Origin of the sequence: Mycolicibacterium duvalii (genome assembly GCF_010726645.1) — a bacterium.
Taxonomy (GTDB): domain Bacteria; phylum Actinomycetota; class Actinomycetes; order Mycobacteriales; family Mycobacteriaceae; genus Mycobacterium; species Mycobacterium duvalii.
On sequence record NZ_AP022563.1, the window covers coordinates 3,899,262 to 3,913,932 of the forward strand.

The following is a 14,671-nucleotide window of genomic DNA, read 5'->3' on the forward strand; positions in this document are numbered from 1 at the left end:
ACGTGTTGTGAGCGGGCTCACGGCAGGTGCGCCTGGATGACGCGGCGCGCGACGACGAAGCCGAGCGTCCCGGCGAACACGGCCTTGATTGCCAGCAGCCACCACAGTGACGCCGTGGTGACGCCGACGCTGTGCAGCAGCCACGCCACCGCGACCGTCAGGGCGGCGGCCATCGTTCCGAGCCCGAGTCCGGTCAGCCACCCCGGTCGCGGCGCACCGGTGAGATCGAGGCGCCCCGCGCGCGCCTCGCGGCGCACGCCCCAGGCGGCGAATGCACCGACCAGCGTCGACAGGATCAAGGACGTGATGACGAAATTGACCACCAGACCGTCGAGACCCCAGACCGGCTGGGCGGGTTTACCTCGGTTGGTCAGCCAGTCGATGGCGGGGTTGAGCACCATGTTGACCACTCCGGCGACGGTGGCCTGCGTGCGCGCGTAACCGCCGACGGTCGTGGAGGGCGCGGCCATGCTCAACTACCGCCGGCGGTCTGCGTCGCACGGAAGACCGCCCCGGCGTCGCCGGCCGCAAACGCGGCCCGCCGCTGCCTGGCCACCTCCTGCAGATACCTCTCTGCCCTGTCCGGGTCCGACGCGTACAACCGCCACAGATCGCGCGGCTTCTCCGGAAACGCGATGATGCCGTCCCCGGCGGCGACCCCGGCCAGGATGAGTCGCGCGGCCTCCTCGGCCGGGATCGAGTCCTCGGGCGGTTCGGCCTCGAACGGCTGACCGATGACCGGCGTGCCGAAGATCCGGCTGATCACGTTGCCCGGGCACACCACCGAGACCCGGATCCCATCGGCGGCCAGTTCGTAGCGCAACGACTCCGACAGTCCTACGACGCCGTATTTTGTTGTGCAGTAAAGCGATTGGTAGGGAAATGGGACCAGGCCGGCCAGCGAGGCGGTGTTGACGATGTGGCCGCTGCCCTGACGTGCCATGATCGGCACCGCGGCGTGCACGCCGTAGATGACGCCCCACAGGTTCAGGTCGACGATGCGCCGCCAGTGTTCGAGCGTCGCCGCACCGATGGGCATCGTGGCGCCCACACCGGCGTTGTTGAATAGGAAATCGAGGGAACCGTGTTCCTCGGCCGCATGCTCGACGGTCACCTGCACCTGGTGCTGGTCGGTGACGTCGACCACGGCCGCATGCACCCGGCCGTCGTGCATGCCCAACCCCTCGGCGACGGCCGCGAGCCGGTCGGCGTCGAAGTCGGTCAGGACCACGATGGCACCGTGGTCGAGCAGTGCCTCGGCGATCGCCTGCCCGATCCCCGACGCCGCACCGGTCACGACGCTGACCTTGCCGCGGAAGTAGTTGGTCATGCCGACTCCCGTGCGTGATCGACCGGCACCGGCATCAGATACCAAAGGGGATCGTCGAACCGGAACACGCCTTTGATGAAAGACGACCCAGCCCCGCTCGGGTAGGGGCAATGGTCCCCGACCTCAGCGCGTGCCGCGCCGCCGGCGCAGGTGCGCGACACCGAGCACTGCCAGCACGCCGGCGGCGGTGGCCAGCAACAGCGACAACGTCAGCAGCGGCGTGTAGTACACCTGTGACGTCGTGGCGGGCTCCCCGTCGAGGATCGGAGCGACCACGACCGGCGACGAGGCCGAGATCCAGCTGACGACGGCACCGGCCGCGGCCAGGACGGCCACCACCAGCTCGCCGATGGCGCGTCGTCTCACGGGGCAGACTCCGGCGGGATGCGCTCCTCGAGCAGGTTGGTCAGCGCCGCGCGGAGCTGCGCGTGCTTGCGGGCCCAGGCCTGGGCGGTCCGGTCGTTGGTCAGCCGCAGCCCGATGCCGGTGCGCCCCCGCGGCACACCGGTGAGCTCACCGAGGGCCCGGGCGTACTGCCACTTCGGCGTCTCCGAACCGGTGGCTTCCGGGTAGACGCGCACGATCTCGTCGACCAGGGTCACCTCGGTGCCCTGCCGCAGTTTCTCGGGGGTGAGTTCGACCGAGGTGTGAATCCGCGCCGCCTTGACCTGGATGCTCAGGAAGAGGGTCACCAGCACGAAGAACAGCCCGGGCACCACCCACTGGATGCCGTAACCGGCCGACAACTGGATCAGCGCCATCGCCGCACCGGCGCCCGGTCCGGCCAGCACCCACAGCCAGCTCGCGCCTTGCTCGTAGAACAGCACCTCGGTCTGGCCGGTGGTCTCGGTCATCGCTGTCCCTCCCGGTCGTACCAGTGGCTCGCGGCGGGCCGCAGCAAGAGAGCCCCGCCGACCATCAGCGGCAGCAGCGCCATCAGGATCAACGGCTGGGCGACCTTGACGCCGATGGCCAGCAGCAGGACCACCAGGACGCAGGCCAGCGTCAGCCCCAGCAGCGCACGGCGGAACCGGTCGTCCCCGCGGCGGGCCCGTCCGGCCAGGAACGCCAGTGCACCGCCGATGAGGACCGCGCCGATGCCGGTGGTCCGGTAGACGGTCAGGTAGGTGCGGACGTCGTCGTCGGAGACGCTGTCCGGGATCGCCGCACGGGCAGCCTCGTAGGTGGCGGTGGAGGCCATCAGCCCGCCGACGATGAGCACCACAGCGCCGGCGATGACGCACCAGAACGCCACGTCGACGATACGGGGGCGGTCACCCGGTGCAGACGTGGTCATGGTCGGGTCAGCGTAACCAATCACCGGGTGAAGAATTCATGGGCTTCCTTGCGGTGCAGCAGATACATCCCGCCCACGATCAGCACCGATCCGACGATCACCGGCGCGGCGTACCCCAGCGCTGCCGCGGCCGACGGCCGGTCTACGCCGAACAGGTTGCTCACCGAGTAGACCACCGCCGCGATCGCCCCGGCGGTCAGCGCGGTGCGGGCCCACCGGTAGCCCTGTCGCAGCAGGTACAGGAAGGTCACGACGACCGCCGCGAGCGCCGCGACGAAGACCCCGTTGATCGCCAGGAACAGCCCGCCTTCCCCCTGGCCGGCGGTGAACAGGTCGACCAGATACCCGGCCACCATCAACGGCAGCGCCACCAGCCACAGCCAGAACCCGGTGTCGACATCCGGCGGCCGCCCCGTCGGCGCTTCGTCGGGCCCGCCGGGGGTGTGCTGTGGTTCGGTCACGACAGCCGGCGGGCCACGTCGGCGGCCCAGTACGTCAGCACGATGTCCGCACCGGCGCGCCGGATCGAGGTCAGCGATTCGGCCACCACGGTGTCCAGGTCGATCCAGCCTTTGGCCGCGGCGGCGCAGATCATCGAGTACTCGCCGGAGACCTGGTAGGCCGCCACCGGAACCGTGGAGATCTCGGCGGCCGCCCGCACCACGTCGAGGTAGGCCATCGCGGGTTTGACCATCACGAAGTCCGCACCCTCGGCGAGATCGAGCTCGATCTCCCGGATCGCCTCGCGGGTGTTGCCCGGATCTTGTTGGTAGGTACGGCGATCGCCCTGCAGGCTCGAGGCCACCGCCTCGCGGAACGGGCCGTAGAAGCCGGATGCGAACTTCGCCGCGTAGGCCAGGATCGCGGTGTCGGTGAACCCGGCCGCGTCCAGACCCTCCCGGATCGCGGCGACCTGACCGTCCATCATCCCGCTCGGCCCCACCACGTGGGCACCTGAATCCGCCTGCGCCACAGCTAGTTCGATGTAGCGGCGGTTGGTCGCGTCATTGTCGACGCGTCCTGAGGCGTCCACGATCCCGCAGTGCCCGTGATCGGTGAACTCGTCGAGGCACGTGTCGGCCATCAGCACCGTGGTATCCCCGAGATCGGCGGCCAGGTCGCGCAGCGCGACGTTGAGGATGCCGTCGGGGCGCACTCCGACCGACCCGTCACCGTCCTTGTCGGACTCGCGCGGCACTCCGAATAGCATCAGCCCACCGACCCCGAGGCGGACCGCCTCGTCGGCGGCGCGGCGCAGCGAGTCGCGGGTGTGCTGCACCACCCCGGGCATGGACTCGATCGGCCGCGGTTCGTCCAGTCCGTCGGCCACGAACATCGGCAACACGAGATGCCTCGGCTGCACGGTGGTCTCGCTGACCAGGCGGCGCATGGCCGCCGTGGTCCGCAGCCTCCGGGGGCGGTGGCTCGGAAAGCTCATCGACAATCCCGCTAGCGGCGACGGCTCTTCTTGCGCGGCGGGGGCAGGGCCCCTTCGGCCCGCAACCGGGCGGCGTGCTCGGCGAGCGCCTCGACCAGCGGACCGACCGCGGCCACCTCGGGCTGCACATCGACGCGCAGGCCGAATTCCGCAGCCGTCTCGGCGGTCTTGGGCCCGATGCACGCAACGATGGTGCGGGCGTGCGGCTTTCCGGCGATGCCGACGAGATTGCGCACCGTCGAGCTGGACGTGAAGCAGACCGCGTCGAAGCCGCCCGTCTTGATCATCTCGCGGGTGTGCGCCGGCGGCGGGGCCGCACGCACCGTCCGGTAGGCGGTGACATCCTCGATCTCCCAGCCGCGTTCCCGCAGGCCCTCGGCCAGGGTCTCGGTGGCGATGTCGGCGCGGGGCAGCAGCACCCGGTTCACCGGATCGAAAACGTCGTCGTAGGGCGGGAAGTCGTCGAGCAGCCCGAGCGAGGACTGTTCGCCGCTGGGCACCAGCTCGGGGTTGATGCCGAAGGCGCGGACCCGATCGGCAGTCGCCTGACCGACGCAGGCGATCTTCACACCGGAGAACGCGCGGGCATCCAGACCGAACTCGTTGAACTTCTCCCACACCGCACGCACCGCGTTGGTGGAGGTGAACACCACCCACTGGAACCGGCCGTCCACCAAACCCTTGACGGCTCTTTCCATCTGGGCCGGGCTGCGCGGGGGTTCCACGGCGATGGTGGGCACCTCGATGGGCAGCGCGCCGTGGGTGACCAGCCGGTCGCTCATCTCCCCGGCCTGATCCTTGGTGCGCGGCACCAACACGGTCCAGCCGTACAGCGCGCGGCTCTCCCACCAGTTGAGCTTCGCCCGGTGGGAGACGGTGCGCCCGATGGTGACCACCAGCGTTCCGGTCAGCGGACCGGCGGGCTCGGCCAGCGCCGGCTTGTCGAGCACCGCCTTGTCGAGCAGACCGGCCAGCGTGGTCTCCACCGACCGCTGCTGGCAGGTGGTGCCGTTGCCGGTCACCACCGCCGGGGTGGACTCGGCCAATCCGTATTCGATCAGGGTGCGCGCCGCCTCGGGCAGATGCGATGCGGTGGCGTGCAGGATCAGCGGGCCGGGAGCGGCGGCCAGCGCCGCCCAGTCCACGTCGGGATCCCGCACGTCGGCGACCGTGTGCGAGGAACCCAGCGGCAGACCCGCGTAGGTGGGCACTGCGGTGGTGCCGGGCAGGCCGGGCACGATCTCGAAAGCCAGTTGGGTCCGCGCCAGCGCGTTGACCTCGGTGATCACCGAATCCACCGACAGCGGATCACCGGCGACCAGGCGCACCACGTCGACCCCGGTACGGGCTTCGGTGGCCAGCGTCTTGGCGACCTCGGTGGGGTCGCCCAGGGCCGGGCGCACATCGGGGCCACCGGGAATCATCGGCTCGGCGGCGCCCTTGGCGCCGTCGGCGTCGTCGGTCTTGGTCGCACCGGCGGCCACGTCGGGCAGCGGGCCCGACGGCGGCGGCAATTCGGTGCCCACCAGCCCCAGGACCGCCTCGGGCACGTCGGGATCGGTGAACACCAGGGCGGCGTTGGCCAGCACCGCGCGGGCTCGTGTGGTCAACAGGCCCGGATCACCGGGCCCGGAGCCGACGAACGTGATGCGGCCGGGCTTGCCCTTGCGTCCTCGCAAGCTCATGTGTCTCTCCCGCCTTCGTCCAACAGATCGCGTGCCCCCAGCTCGAACAACTCCTCGGCCACCGAGAGCCCCAGCTCCCGTGCCCGATCGGCGGTCCCGATTCCGGACGCGCGGATCACGTCGGATCCGTCCAGCGTCGCCACGCAGCCGCGCAGCGACAGCTCTTCGAAGACGCGACCCTCCTCATCGATCGACTCGACCACCTCGGCGATCGCGCCCACCGGTGCGGAACATCCCGCCTCCAGTTCGGCCAGCAGGGTTCGCTCGGCGGTGACCGCGGCGCGGGTGTCGGCATCGTCCAACTGCGCCAACACCTTCACCAGGTCGGTGTCGCCGGCACGGCACTCGACGGCCAACGCTCCCTGCGCCGGCGCCGGCAACATCTGGACCGGCTCCAACGTCTCAGTGATGACGTTGACGCGGCCAATGCGGGACAGCCCCGCACGGGCCACCACGATCGCGTCGAGTTCACCGCGGCTTACCCTGCTCAACCTGGTATCTAGGTTGCCTCGTAGGGGGCGGATTTCCAAACCGAGACCCAGTGCTCTAAGCTGTGCCGCCCGCCGCGGGGAGGACGTGCCGATCACCGACCCCACCGGCAGTTCTCCCAGCACCATTCCGTCGCGGGCCACCAGTGCATCTCGGGCGTCCTCACGCGGGGGAACCGCGGCGATGGTGAACCGCGGGTCGGCCGCGGTGGGCAGGTCCTTGTAGGAGTGCACAGCCGCGTCGACGGTGCCGTCGGCGATGGCCTCGCGCAGCGCCGCGGTGAACACCCCGACGCCGATGTCGGCGATCGCCTCGGTGGCGCGCCGGTCCCCTTCGGTGGAGACGATCACCAGTTCGGCGGGATGGCCGGCCGCGATCAGCGCGTCACGCACGGTTCCGGCCTGGGTGGTGGCCAGCAGGCTACCGCGGGTTCCCAGACGGATCACGGGGCGATTCGCGGCAGGTGCGGAGTCACTCGGACGTGTCGAAATCTGTTGTCACCACCGATATTTCGCTGCCGTTGACGGCATTGATGTCCAGGCCGTCGAGCGGCAGCTCGCCGGCGGCCACGGCGTCGACCGCCTGCTGGTCGAGTTCGAAGAGTTCGCGCAGCGCCTCGGCGTAGCTGTCCCCGCCGGGGGCGCTGGCCAGTTGTTTGACGCGCACCGTCGGGGCGTGCAAGAGCTTGTCGACCACGCGGCGCACCGTCTTGGCGACCTCGTCGCGGTGGGCCGCATCCAGCCCGGGGAGCCGGTTGTCCAACCGCAGCAACTCGGCCTCGACGACGTCGGCGGCGCGTTGACGCAAGGCCGTGACCGTCGGGGTGACCTCGGCCATGCGCTGTCCGGCCAGGTAGAGGGCCACCTCGGCGGCGACGATGGTGCGGGCGGCTTCGGCGTCCGACGCGGCCGCCCGCGCGGAGGGCTCGCGCTGGATGCGCTCCATGTCGATGACGTGCACGTCGGGAAGGCCGGCGACGGTGGGGTCGACGTCGCGGGGCATCCCCAGGTCGCAGAACACCAGTTGCTTGCGCTCGGCGCTGTGCGCGAGACCGCGGTGCACGTCGGCCAGCGACACCACCGGCCGCACCGCTCCGGTGCAGCTGACGATGACGTCGGCGTCGGTCAGCAGCGGCGGCAGGTGGTCGAACGGGAAGGCTTCCGCGGCGATGCCCTGCTCGTTGATGTTCTCGGCCAGCCGCTTGGCCCGTGGCAGCGTGCGGTTGACGACATGGATGCGCTCGACCCCGGCGCGCAGCAGCTGCTTGGCGGCCAGCGCGCCCATCGAACCGGCACCCACCACCACGGCGCGGCGGCCGGTCAGCGAGCCCAGCTTGCGTTCGGCGATGTCGAGTGCGACCGACACCACCGAGGCGCCGGCCGCATCGATACCGGTCTCGGTGTGCACGCGTTTGCCCACCGACAGTGCACGCTGCGACAGCTCGTGGAGGGTGCGTCCCACGGTGTGGTTGGACTCGGCGGTGGCGTAGGCGCGCCGCACCTGGCCCAGCACCTGCTGTTCGCCGATGACCGCGGAGTCCAGCCCGCTGGCGACCGCGAACAAGTGCTCGACGGCGGCCTCGGCGTAGCGCACATAGGCGTACTTGGTCAGGTCCTGCAGCGACATGCCCGAGTGTTCGGCGAGCACCTGCCCGATCACCGACAGGCCGCCGTGGAACGCCTCCACGACCGCGTAGACCTCGATGCGGTTGCAGGTGGACAGCACCATCGCCTCGGTGACCAGCGCCGACCGCAGGATCTCGTCGATGATCTTGGCCTGATCGGCCTCGTCGGTGCTCATCTGCTCGAGCACGGACACCGGCGCGCTGCGGTGCGACACCCCGAAAAGCAGTACGCTCATGGCTTCATCACCGCGCTCACCACGCATTCCACGGTAGTCGCTGAGGGTCGGGCCACCAAATTCGTTCAGCTAAGCGCTTGGGGTCAGCAGCCCAGATCCGCCCGCAGCCGGGGCTCGTCGATCTCCCAGTAGCTGTGTTCGGCTCCGTCGAGCAGCACCACCGGCAGCCGATCACCGAACTCCGCGCGCAGCGCGGTCTGACCGGCCGCGGCGGCGTCGTCGACGTCGGTGACGGTCAGGGTGAAGCCCAGCTCGCCGGCCAGTTCCGCCAGCCGCGCGGCGGCGGCCGCGCACATCGGACACCCCTGCCGGGTGAGCAACTGCACGCGCCGATCCACTCCGCCAGTATCGCGCCCAGGTGCCTTAGTGTTGTCACCGTGTCCGATACCGGGGAAATGGAGGGCGGGATCGTCGACCGGGCGCAGGAATTGGCCGGTCAGGCCAGTGCCGAGGCTGCTGTTCTCGGGCTGGCCGAGGAGGCCGCGGGCCCGCCGCCCCCGCCCCCCGATCTGACCGCCGCGGCGTTCTTCGACGTCGACAACACCCTGGTGCACGGGTCGTCGCTGGTGCACTTCGCCCGCGGACTGGCGGCGCGCGAGTTCTTCACCTACTCCGATCTCGCCCGGTTCGCCCTCGCGCAGGCGAAATTCCAGCTCACCGGCCGCGAGAACAGCGACGACGTGGCTGCCGGCCGGCGCAAGGCGCTGGCGTTCATCGAGGGCCGATCGACCGCCGAGCTGGTCGCTCTCGGTGAGGAGATCTACGACGAGATCATCGCCGACAAGATCTGGCCCGGCACCCGGGCGCTGGCGCAGATGCACCTCGACGCGGGCCAGCAGGTGTGGTTGGTGACGGCGACGCCCTATGAGCTGGCGGAGACCATCGCGCGGCGGCTCGGGCTGACCGGTGCCCTGGGCACCGTGGCCGAGTCGGTCGACGGGGTGTTCACCGGTCGCCTGGTCGGCGACATCCTGCACGGTGTGGGCAAGGCACACGCGGTTCGCTCCCTGGCCATCCGCGAGGGATTGAACCTGCGCCGCTGCACCGCCTACTCCGACAGTTTCAACGACGTGCCGATGCTGTCGCTGGTCGGCACCGCGGTGGCCATCAATCCCGACGCCCACCTTCGCGACCTGGCCCGTCAGCGCGGCTGGGAGATCCGCGACTTCCGCACCGCGCGCAAGGCCGCGCGGATCGGGGTGCCCTCGGCGCTCGCCCTCGGCGCTGCGGGCGGGGCGCTGGCCGCCGCGGTGTCCCGGCGCGACCGCCACTGACCGGCCGGGCGGCTCGGCCGCACAGGCCGGCCCCTTTCCGCTGATAGGCTCGCGCCGCTACCTGCGAAAGAGACGGAAGAGCGTGCCGGCATGAGCATCGCCGCGAACATCATCGGGACCCACTACCGGTACCCGGACTACTTCGAGGTCGACCGCGAGAAGATCCGCGAGTTCGCCCGCGCGGTCAAAGACGACCACCCGGCGCACTACGACGAGGCCGCCGCCGAGGAGTGCGGTCACGACGCCCTGATCGCCTCGCTGACGTTCCTCGCGGTCGCCGGGCGGCGGGTGCAGCTGGAGATCTTCAACCAGTTCGACGTGCCCATCAACATGGAACGGGTGCTCCACCGCGACCAGAAGATCAGGTTCCACCGACCGATCCTGGCGGGCGACAAGCTGTTCTTCGACTCCTACCTGGACTCGGTGACCGAGAGCCACGGCGCCATCGTGACCGAGGTCCGAGGTGAGGTCACCGACGAGCACGGCGAGCCCGTCCTCACCAGCATCGTCACGGTGATGGGAGAGGCCCAGTCCGACACCGAGGCCGACGAGATCAGCGACCGGATCGCCTCCGCGCGCGACGAAGCGCTGCGGAAGATGGTTGCCAAGCAAACTGCGCAGGCCGACTGACCGGCGCCGCCGGGGTCAGCCGAAGAAGGTGTTGCGCCGGTTGGCCAGCAGCCGGTAGAGCGTCTGCTGAATGGTTTCGCGCACCTGGTCGGTCAGCTCGAAGGTGATCATCGGGTCGTCCGCGGCGGACTCGTCCCAGTCGGCGGTCGGGATCGGCTCGCCGAACTCGATGTACCACTTCGACGGCAGCGGCATCACACCCAACGGGCCGGCCAGCGGGAACAACGGCGTCACCGGGAAGTAGGGCAGGCCGAACAGCCGCGCCAGCAGCTTGACGTCGGCGACCATCGGATAGATCTCCTCGGACCCGACGATCGAGCACGGCACGATCGGCGCCTTCGTGCGCAGCGCCGCCGAGACGAACCCTCCACGGCCGAAGCGCTGCAGCTTGTAGCGGTCTTTGAAGCGCTTGCCCAGCCCCTTGTAGCCCTCGGGGAACACCGCGGTCAGCTCGCCGGCGACGAGCAGCCGGTGGGCGTCGTCGGTGCAGGCCATGGTGTGGCCGGCCTTCCGGGCGGCCTGGCCCACCGCCGGCATGTCGAACACCATGTCCGCGGCCAGCAGCCGCAGGTTGCGCTGCGCCGGATGGTGGTCGCGCACCGCGACCGAGGCCATCAGACCGTCGAACGGCAGCACGCCCGCGTGGTTGGCCACCACGAGGCCCGCGCCGGACTCAGGGAGGTTCTCGATGCCACTGACCTCGACCCGGAACCACGAGTTGAAGAACACTCTCAGCAAAGGAAGGAAGATAGCTTCGTTGAGATGGGGGTCGAAGCCGAACTCGTCGACGGTGTAGTCACCGGTCATCCTCTTGCGGACGAAGTCGGCGACCGCGGCGATGTTTCTGGCGAGCTCGTTGGGGGTCGCGTCGGCGCCGTCGGCGCCGGCGCGGTGTTGGTCGATCTCGCGGATGACGGCGTCGAGTTCCTCGGCCGTGGCGCCGCCGTCACGATCGGTCACGAAGGACGGATGTCGGCGCGAACTCTCCGCGCGCTGTGTCGCGCTTCGTCGCGCAGCCGTGCTGCGACTCGAATTCGAGTGCAGCGGAATCACTTTGGCCTTCGGCTCGCCCGCCAACGTCGTTCCCTCTCCCCCAGACCCCCGACCGGAAATCTGGGAACTGAGTCTATCGCCCCCAGCGCTGCGCCGCAGCGACGGCGCGTTCCTCGACCGAGCGTACCCACTGCGGGTCGACGATGGGTTTCAACGCCCGTCCCCGCACGTAATCGTCGAAAGCTTCGGCCGTCGTCCACTTCGGGGAATAGCCGAGTTCATGGCGCATCCGGGAGGTGTCCATCACGCGCCCGTAACTGAGATAGTCGAGCTGCTCGCGATCGAGCTCGGTGAGGCGGGTGGCCCGCCACAGCGAATCCACCAGCACCAGCGCCGAGCGCGGCAGCGGCAGCGCGATGCGGCCGGCCCGGCGGATCGCCTGGCTCATCATGATGACCCCCGAGGCACCGATGTTGTAGGTGCCCGGTTTCCCGGCCACCGTGGCGCGCTCCAGGGCCCCCAGTGCGTCCTGCTCGTGCAGCAGCTGCACCCGCGGGTCGTGTCCGATCACCGTCGGCACCACGGGCTGTGCCAGATAGCGCGACAGCGCGGTCTCCATCGCCGGACCGATCATGTTGGCCAGCCGCAGAATCGTCACCGCGATGTCGGGGCGCCGACGGCCGAGGCCGCGCGCGTACCCCTCGATGTCGATGCTGTCGCGCGCGAAGCCCTCCCCCGGCGGCCGCCGTCGGCTGCTGCTCTCGTCGAACAGGACCGGATCTCGAGAACTGGACCCGTACACCTCCGAGGTGGACTTCAGGATGACCCGACGCACCGACGGCGCCTTCTGGCAGGCGGCGAACAGCTGGATCGCGCCCATCACGTTGAGTTCCTTGAGCGCGGCGCGTCCGCCCGAACGCGGCGCGTAGGACGCCGCGGCGGCGTGCACCACGGTATCGACGTCGCCGTTGCGGATGACCTTGGCGATGAACGGGTTGCGGATGTCGGCGCGTACGAACTCGGCGCGCCCCATCCGGCGCAACAGGTCCTTGCTCGGCGCGACCGCGTCGACGGCGATCACCTGGTTGATGAGGGGATTCTGCGCCAGCCGCGCAGTCAGGTACCCGCCGAGAAAACGACAGGCACCCGTGACGAGGACCACCTTCGGGTAGTTGAGCTCGTCGCGGGTGCCGGAGTGGTCACCCCTGTCGCCGGTGCCGGCTCCCGAATCCATCCGGACAGCCTAGCGGCCGGGCGATCGACCTACTTGCCCAGTTTTCTGCGCTGGACCCGGGTGCGACGCAGCAGCTTGCGGTGCTTCTTCTTCGACATGCGCTTGCGCCGCTTCTTGATGACAGAACCCATGAACTCCGCTACCTAAAGTTGTGTTGACATTCAGACACCGTCGACCGACGGCGCCAGTCCCGACCGGCCACTTTACCCGGGCCCCCGAGTCAAACGAAAAACGGGCGTCGTCAACAACCGCGCGCTGCGGCTACCCGGCGTCGAAGTACGAGCTCTCCAACATGTCGTGAACGGCTTTGGCGTGCACACGAAACGACCGCCCGACCCGGACCGCCGGCAGCTCGCCGTTGTGCACCAGCCGGTACACCGTCATCTTGCTGACCCGCATCAGGCTGGCCACCTCGGCGACAGTGAGGAACTGCGCCCGCGGCGCCTGGCCGTCCCCCTGGCCGGTTTCTCGTGCCGGCTTACCTCCGCCGGACGAATCCCGCGCCGACGGCCCGTTCGTAGACGTCATCGCAACCCAATCCATCAGGCACGGGCAGTTCCAGCGGCTTCCCCACCGCTGGCACCGACCCATGCTTACCACTGGGAGAATAGCGTGGCAGGTGGGGTTACTGCGACGGGTGTGGGGTATTCAGTTCGAAAATACTGAACTACTCGGATGTAATTCCGAGCTGCTCAGACCGGGTTTTCGCCGCGGCCACCGCATTGGCGACAGCGGCCCGGAGGCCCCCGCGCTCGAGTTCCCGCAGACCAGCGGCGGTAGTGCCGCCGGGGGACGTGACTGTGGCCCGCAGCTCCGCGGGCGAGGTGTCCAGCACCGCGGCGATCGGCCCGGCCGGCGCGGCCTCGCCGTCCGGTGCGGACTGGTCCAGCCGCTCCAGCAACATGGCCGCCGAACCCGCCATGGTCTGCACCGCCAGATCGGTGGCCACCGCCCGGGAGAGTCCGGCGTCGACCGCGGCGTCGACGAGCGCCTCCACCATGAGAAAGAAGTACGCCGGGCCTGAACCCGACACCGCCGTGACAGCGTCCATCTGGGCCTCGGTGACGGTCAGCACCCCGCCGACCGCGTCGAACAACGTCGACACCTGCTTGAGGTGTTCATCGGTCGCGAACCGGCCCGGCGCCAGCGCGCTGACACCGCCTCCGACGAGCATCGGAGCGTTGGGCATGACGCGCACCACCGGCGACCCGGCGGGCAGCTTGTTCTCGTAGAACTCGGTGCTGACCCCGGCGGCCACACTGACGAAGACCTGCTCGGCGGCGTTGCTCTCGGCCCGCGCGGCGGTGTCGGCGATGTCGCCGATGACGTGGGTGATGTCCCCAGGTTTGACCGCGATGACCACGTAGTGGGCGGTGTCGACGGCCTCGGAAACCGTCGTGACGAGCACCGAGTACTTCTTGGACAGGTAGTCCGCGCGCCCCGGGCTTTTCTCCGCCACCACCAGGTCCTTGACCTGCCTACCCGCCCGCAGCAGTCCCGCCAGCAGGGCTTCGCCGATGTTTCCGCCGCCGATGATCGCGATTCTGGGCATGCCGTCAGCATCCCACGCGCACAGGTCAGGCCTGAGCTGCGGGCACCATCGCCAGCTGGCGGGTCTGGACGACGATGTGTCCCTGCGAATCGACCACGATGTGGTCCTCGTCGAACCAGTCCTGACCGATCTGGGTCGTCGTGCACATCACCCGCAGCCACCCGTCGGCCGGCAGCGCCCGGAGATAGGCGGTCAGCTGAACGGTGGGAGCCCAGCCGAACCTGTTGACTCCGTACGTCACCGGAGCCGACACGTCGCCGCACAGCAGCGCGAACAACAGGTCCGGTTCCACTCCTTTGGGCCGGACCCAGTACTCGATCATCGGCGGGCCACCGTCGGTGCGCGGGGCGAACGTCGTCAGCGACGGCCGGATGTCGCAGCCGCGGCACAGGTGGACGATGTCGGCCATCGGGTGGCCGGGTCCGATCGGCTCCAACCCCGGCGGCGGCTCGGGCATCATCAGCGGCAGCACCGGGTTCACCGACAGCAGCGGCGGCACATGGTGTTCGGGGATGCCCATCGTGATCGCGGCCCGCACGGCTACCCGATGCTCTTCGCGCGAGCGCTCATCGCCCACCCGATCGCCCTGGCGCAGCTCGACGTCGACCAGGCTCACCCGGCGGCCACGCTTGCGCACCGTCGTGACCACCTGCATCGCACCCGGGTCGGGCGCCCACAGGAAGTTGCCGGACACCGCGATCGGCTCGACGCCGGGCATCTCGTGACGGGCCGCGTTGGCGCACAGCGCCAGCATCGCCCCGCCGTGCACCTTCGGGCCGATCGTCCAATGCTCGTTGAGCACTCCGTGATACACGCCCTCACCGGCCGGGGTGAGCGCCATCGCGTCGGTGAACAGGGTCGAGCTGGTCATGATCGGATCCTCGGCGGT

General features: G+C 69.7%; 19 protein-coding genes. 2 read left to right on the plus strand and 17 right to left on the minus strand.

Annotated features, from left to right (window positions below; translation table 11 throughout):
- Positions 1-17: 17 nt before the first annotated feature.
- The 11 genes from G6N31_RS18360 to G6N31_RS18410 form a co-directional block, all read right to left on the minus strand.
- A complete protein-coding gene (locus G6N31_RS18360) occupies positions 18-470 on the minus strand; it encodes a hypothetical protein (protein ID WP_098000809.1) in 453 nt (150 codons plus the stop codon).
- A 2-nt stretch (positions 471-472) separates the two neighbouring features.
- A complete protein-coding gene (locus G6N31_RS18365) occupies positions 473-1,330 on the minus strand; it encodes an SDR family NAD(P)-dependent oxidoreductase (protein WP_098000811.1) in 858 nt (285 codons plus the stop codon).
- 123 nt (positions 1,331-1,453) lie between these two features.
- Positions 1,454-1,696: a hypothetical protein gene (locus G6N31_RS18370; protein WP_098000813.1), complete on the minus strand. Its 243-nt coding sequence runs from the start codon at positions 1,694-1,696 to the stop codon at positions 1,454-1,456.
- Positions 1,693-2,184 carry a transport-regulating membrane protein Mce1N gene (gene mce1N, locus G6N31_RS18375; protein ID WP_098000815.1) on the minus strand — a complete coding sequence of 164 codons (492 nt, stop codon included), beginning with the start codon at positions 2,182-2,184 and terminating at the stop codon, positions 1,693-1,695. Before mce1N ends, G6N31_RS18370 begins: the two co-directional genes overlap by 4 nt.
- Complete coding sequence (locus tag G6N31_RS18380) at positions 2,181-2,627, minus strand: hypothetical protein (RefSeq protein WP_098000817.1); 447 nt, start codon at positions 2,625-2,627, stop codon at positions 2,181-2,183. Before G6N31_RS18380 ends, mce1N begins: the two co-directional genes overlap by 4 nt.
- Positions 2,628-2,647: 20 nt before the next feature.
- Entirely contained in the window at positions 2,648-3,088 is a 441-nt protein-coding gene (locus G6N31_RS18385) for a hypothetical protein (protein ID WP_098000819.1), read from the minus strand.
- Complete coding sequence (gene hemB, locus G6N31_RS18390; protein ID WP_098000821.1) at positions 3,085-4,065, minus strand: porphobilinogen synthase; 981 nt, start codon at positions 4,063-4,065, stop codon at positions 3,085-3,087. Before hemB ends, G6N31_RS18385 begins: the two co-directional genes overlap by 4 nt.
- A gap of 11 nt (positions 4,066-4,076) precedes the next feature.
- Positions 4,077-5,750: a bifunctional uroporphyrinogen-III C-methyltransferase/uroporphyrinogen-III synthase gene (locus tag G6N31_RS18395; RefSeq protein WP_098000823.1), complete on the minus strand. Its 1,674-nt coding sequence runs from the start codon at positions 5,748-5,750 to the stop codon at positions 4,077-4,079.
- Entirely contained in the window at positions 5,747-6,685 is a 939-nt protein-coding gene (gene hemC, locus G6N31_RS18400) for a hydroxymethylbilane synthase (protein ID WP_098000825.1), read from the minus strand. Before hemC ends, G6N31_RS18395 begins: the two co-directional genes overlap by 4 nt.
- Before the next feature lie 25 nt (positions 6,686-6,710).
- Positions 6,711-8,099, minus strand: a complete 1,389-nt coding sequence (locus G6N31_RS18405; RefSeq protein WP_098001095.1) for a glutamyl-tRNA reductase — start codon at positions 8,097-8,099, stop codon at positions 6,711-6,713.
- 83 nt (positions 8,100-8,182) lie between these two features.
- A complete protein-coding gene (locus tag G6N31_RS18410) occupies positions 8,183-8,437 on the minus strand; it encodes a glutaredoxin family protein (RefSeq protein ID WP_098000827.1) in 255 nt (84 codons plus the stop codon).
- 57 nt (positions 8,438-8,494) lie between these two features.
- On the opposite strand from G6N31_RS18410, the gene G6N31_RS18415 reads away from it, so the two are divergent.
- Both G6N31_RS18415 and G6N31_RS18420 read left to right on the plus strand, forming a co-directional pair.
- Positions 8,495-9,373 carry an HAD family hydrolase gene (locus G6N31_RS18415; protein WP_098000829.1) on the plus strand — a complete coding sequence of 293 codons (879 nt, stop codon included), beginning with the start codon at positions 8,495-8,497 and terminating at the stop codon, positions 9,371-9,373.
- A 90-nt stretch (positions 9,374-9,463) separates the two neighbouring features.
- Positions 9,464-10,003: an FAS1-like dehydratase domain-containing protein gene (locus G6N31_RS18420; RefSeq protein ID WP_098000831.1), complete on the plus strand. Its 540-nt coding sequence runs from the start codon at positions 9,464-9,466 to the stop codon at positions 10,001-10,003.
- A 15-nt stretch (positions 10,004-10,018) separates the two neighbouring features.
- On the opposite strand, the gene G6N31_RS18425 is transcribed toward G6N31_RS18420, so the two are convergent.
- The 6 genes from G6N31_RS18425 to G6N31_RS18450 form a co-directional block, all read right to left on the minus strand.
- Entirely contained in the window at positions 10,019-11,080 is a 1,062-nt protein-coding gene (locus G6N31_RS18425; protein ID WP_163722250.1) for a lysophospholipid acyltransferase family protein, read from the minus strand.
- Between the two features lie 49 nt (positions 11,081-11,129).
- Positions 11,130-12,230 (minus strand): SDR family oxidoreductase, encoded by a 1,101-nt coding sequence (locus G6N31_RS18430; protein ID WP_098000833.1) that lies wholly within the window; start codon positions 12,228-12,230, stop codon positions 11,130-11,132.
- A 29-nt stretch (positions 12,231-12,259) separates the two neighbouring features.
- Complete coding sequence (locus G6N31_RS18435; protein WP_003402602.1) at positions 12,260-12,361, minus strand: 30S ribosomal protein bS22; 102 nt, start codon at positions 12,359-12,361, stop codon at positions 12,260-12,262.
- Positions 12,362-12,491: 130 nt separating this feature from the next.
- Entirely contained in the window at positions 12,492-12,758 is a 267-nt protein-coding gene (locus G6N31_RS18440; RefSeq protein WP_098000835.1) for a helix-turn-helix domain-containing protein, read from the minus strand.
- 139 nt (positions 12,759-12,897) lie between these two features.
- The gene (proC, locus tag G6N31_RS18445; protein WP_098000837.1) at positions 12,898-13,782 is read right to left on the minus strand and encodes a pyrroline-5-carboxylate reductase; all 885 of its coding nucleotides are present in this window, start codon (positions 13,780-13,782) and stop codon (positions 12,898-12,900) included.
- Positions 13,783-13,807: 25 nt separating this feature from the next.
- The gene (locus G6N31_RS18450; RefSeq protein WP_098000839.1) at positions 13,808-14,653 is read right to left on the minus strand and encodes a thioesterase family protein; all 846 of its coding nucleotides are present in this window, start codon (positions 14,651-14,653) and stop codon (positions 13,808-13,810) included.
- Positions 14,654-14,671: the final 18 nt, after the last annotated feature.

Excerpts from the sequence above, each read along its gene's own strand:
- G6N31_RS18360 (WP_098000809.1), bottom strand. The coding sequence starts at position 470 with ATGGCCGCGCCCTCCACGACCGTCGGCGGTTACGCGCGCACGCAGGCC.
- G6N31_RS18365 (WP_098000811.1), bottom strand. The coding sequence starts at position 1,330 with ATGACCAACTACTTCCGCGGCAAGGTCAGCGTCGTGACCGGTGCGGCG.
- mce1N (WP_098000815.1), bottom strand. The coding sequence starts at position 2,184 with ATGACCGAGACCACCGGCCAGACCGAGGTGCTGTTCTACGAGCAAGGC.
- G6N31_RS18380 (WP_098000817.1), bottom strand. The coding sequence starts at position 2,627 with ATGACCACGTCTGCACCGGGTGACCGCCCCCGTATCGTCGACGTGGCG.
- hemB (WP_098000821.1), bottom strand. The coding sequence starts at position 4,065 with ATGAGCTTTCCGAGCCACCGCCCCCGGAGGCTGCGGACCACGGCGGCC.
- G6N31_RS18395 (WP_098000823.1), bottom strand. The coding sequence starts at position 5,750 with ATGAGCTTGCGAGGACGCAAGGGCAAGCCCGGCCGCATCACGTTCGTC.
- G6N31_RS18405 (WP_098001095.1), bottom strand. The coding sequence starts at position 8,099 with ATGAGCGTACTGCTTTTCGGGGTGTCGCACCGCAGCGCGCCGGTGTCC.
- G6N31_RS18415 (WP_098000829.1), top strand. The coding sequence starts at position 8,495 with ATGGAGGGCGGGATCGTCGACCGGGCGCAGGAATTGGCCGGTCAGGCC.
- G6N31_RS18420 (WP_098000831.1), top strand. The coding sequence starts at position 9,464 with ATGAGCATCGCCGCGAACATCATCGGGACCCACTACCGGTACCCGGAC.
- G6N31_RS18430 (WP_098000833.1), bottom strand. The coding sequence starts at position 12,230 with ATGGATTCGGGAGCCGGCACCGGCGACAGGGGTGACCACTCCGGCACC.
- G6N31_RS18435 (WP_003402602.1), bottom strand. The coding sequence starts at position 12,361 with ATGGGTTCTGTCATCAAGAAGCGGCGCAAGCGCATGTCGAAGAAGAAG.
- G6N31_RS18440 (WP_098000835.1), bottom strand. The coding sequence starts at position 12,758 with ATGACGTCTACGAACGGGCCGTCGGCGCGGGATTCGTCCGGCGGAGGT.
- proC (WP_098000837.1), bottom strand. The coding sequence starts at position 13,782 with ATGCCCAGAATCGCGATCATCGGCGGCGGAAACATCGGCGAAGCCCTG.
- G6N31_RS18450 (WP_098000839.1), bottom strand. The coding sequence starts at position 14,653 with ATGACCAGCTCGACCCTGTTCACCGACGCGATGGCGCTCACCCCGGCC.